Raw genomic sequence first — 3,088 nt, 5'->3', positions numbered from 1 at the left:
GTGGTTCGTTGCGAACTTTCGGTTCGTATCATCTTCACCACCGCAATCTGCGCTAGCAAATTGCTTGGGTGTTATATGGTCAAGCCTCACGGGCAATTAGTATTGGTTAGCTCAACGCCTCACAGCGCTTACACACCCAACCTATCAACGTCGTAGTCTTCGACGGCCCTTCAGGGAACTCAAGGTTCCAGTGAGATCTCATCTTGAGGCAAGTTTCCCGCTTAGATGCTTTCAGCGGTTATCTCTTCCGAACATAGCTACCCGGCAATGCCACTGGCGTGACAACCGGAACACCAGAGGTTCGTCCACTCCGGTCCTCTCGTACTAGGAGCAGCCCCTCTCAAATCTCAAACGTCCACGGCAGATAGGGACCGAACTGTCTCACGACGTTCTAAACCCAGCTCGCGTACCACTTTAAATGGCGAACAGCCATACCCTTGGGACCGGCTTCAGCCCCAGGATGTGATGAGCCGACATCGAGGTGCCAAACACCGCCGTCGATATGAACTCTTGGGCGGTATCAGCCTGTTATCCCCGGAGTACCTTTTATCCGTTGAGCGATGGCCCTTCCATACAGAACCACCGGATCACTAAGACCTACTTTCGTACCTGCTCGACGTGTTTGTCTCGCAGTCAAGCGCGCTTTTGCCTTTATACTCTACGACCGATTTCCGACCGGTCTGAGCGCACCTTCGTACTCCTCCGTTACTCTTTGGGAGGAGACCGCCCCAGTCAAACTACCCACCATACACTGTCCTCGATCCGGATAACGGACCTGAGTTAGAACCTCAAAGTTGCCAGGGTGGTATTTCAAGGATGGCTCCATGAGAACTGGCGTCCCCACTTCAAAGCCTCCCACCTATCCTACACAAGCAAATTCAAAGTCCAGTGCAAAGCTATAGTAAAGGTTCACGGGGTCTTTCCGTCTAGCCGCGGATACACTGCATCTTCACAGCGATTTCAATTTCACTGAGTCTCGGGTGGAGACAGCGCCGCCATCGTTACGCCATTCGTGCAGGTCGGAACTTACCCGACAAGGAATTTCGCTACCTTAGGACCGTTATAGTTACGGCCGCCGTTTACCGGGGCTTCGATCAAGAGCTTCGCTTGCGCTAACCCCATCAATTAACCTTCCGGCACCGGGCAGGCGTCACACCCTATACGTCCACTTTCGTGTTTGCAGAGTGCTGTGTTTTTAATAAACAGTCGCAGCGGCCTGGTATCTTCGACCGGCATGGGCTTACGGAGCAAGTCCTTCACCCTCGCCGGCGCACCTTCTCCCGAAGTTACGGTGCCATTTTGCCTAGTTCCTTCACCCGAGTTCTCTCAAGCGCCTTGGTATTCTCTACCTAACCACCTGTGTCGGTTTGGGGTACGGTTCCCAGTTATCTGAAGCTTAGGAGCTTTTCTTGGAAGCATGGTATCAACCACTTCGTCGCCAAAAGGCAACTCGTCATCAGCTCTCGGCCTTGAAATCCCGGATTTGCCTAAGATTTCAGCCTACCACCTTAAACCTGGACAACCAACGCCAGGCTGGCCTAACCTTCTCCGTCCCTCCATCGCAATAACTGGAAGTACAGGAATATTAACCTGTTTTCCATCGACTACGCTTTTCAGCCTCGCCTTAGGGACCGACTAACCCTGCGTCGATTAACGTTGCGCAGGAAACCTTGGTCTTTCGGCGTGCGAGTTTTTCACTCGCATTGTCGTTACTCATGTCAGCATTCGCACTTCTGATACCTCCAGCAAGCTTCTCAACTCACCTTCACAGGCTTACAGAACGCTCCTCTACCGCGTCATCAAAGATGACACCCGTAGCTTCGGTGCATGGTTTGAGCCCCGTTACATCTTCCGCGCAGGCCGACTCGACTAGTGAGCTATTACGCTTTCTTTAAAGGGTGGCTGCTTCTAAGCCAACCTCCTAGCTGTCTAAGCCTTCCCACATCGTTTCCCACTTAACCATGACTTTGGGACCTTAGCTGACGGTCTGGGTTGTTTCCCTTTTCACGACGGACGTTAGCACCCGCCGTGTGTCTCCCATGCTCGGCACTTCCAGGTATTCGGAGTTTGCATCGGTTTGGTAAGTCGGGATGACCCCCTAGCCGAAACAGTGCTCTACCCCCTGGAGTGATACATGAGGCGCTACCTAAATAGCTTTCGAGGAGAACCAGCTATCTCCGAGCTTGATTAGCCTTTCACTCCGATCCACAGGTCATCCGCTAACTTTTCAACGGTAGTCGGTTCGGTCCTCCAGTCAGTGTTACCTAACCTTCAACCTGCCCATGGATAGATCGCCCGGTTTCGGGTCTATACCCAGCGACTAAACGCCCTATTAAGACTCGCTTTCGCTACGCCTCCCCTATTCGGTTAAGCTCGCCACTGAATATAAGTCGCTGACCCATTATACAAAAGGTACGCAGTCACCTAACAAAGTAGGCTCCCACTGCTTGTACGCATACGGTTTCAGGTTCTATTTCACTCCCCTCTCCGGGGTTCTTTTCGCCTTTCCCTCACGGTACTGGTTCACTATCGGTCAGTCAGTAGTATTTAGCCTTGGAGGATGGTCCCCCCATGTTCAGACAAAGTTTCTCGTGCTCCGTCCTACTCGATTTCATTGACAAGAGATTTTCGTGTACGGGGCTATCACCCACTATGGCCGCACTTTCCAGAGCGTTCCACTAATCTCAAACCAACTTAAGGGCTGGTCCCCGTTCGCTCGCCACTACTAAGGGAATCTCGGTTGATTTCTTTTCCTCAGGGTACTTAGATGTTTCAGTTCCCCTGGTTCGCCTCTTGCACCTATGTATTCAGTACAAGATACTCAGCTTGTGCTGAGTGGGTTCCCCCATTCAGAGATCTCTGGATCACAGTCTGTTTGCCGACTCCCCAAAGCTTATCGCAGGCTACCACGTCTTTCATCGCCTCTGACTGCCAAGGCATCCACCGTATGCGCTTCTTCACTTGACCATATAACCCCAAGCAATCTGGTTATACTGTGAAGACGACATTCGCCGAAAATTCGCATGTTGCTCTTTCGAGCAGAACTCACAAATTTTACCTTAGCCTGATTAACCAGCAGTGAAACTGG

Annotated in this window: 1 rRNA gene; it reads right to left on the bottom strand. The window is 51.7% G+C overall.

Features of this window, described 5'->3' with window-relative positions:
- Positions 1–75: 75 nt before the first annotated feature.
- Positions 76–2,967, bottom strand: a 23S ribosomal RNA gene (locus tag ACLEJP_RS25420).
- Positions 2,968–3,088: the final 121 nt, after the last annotated feature.

Origin of the sequence: Pseudomonas sp. SMV7 (assembly GCF_052041995.1) — a bacterium.
GTDB lineage: Bacteria > Pseudomonadota > Gammaproteobacteria > Pseudomonadales > Pseudomonadaceae > Aquipseudomonas.
This window is presented reverse-complemented; position numbering and strand designations above follow the sequence as displayed.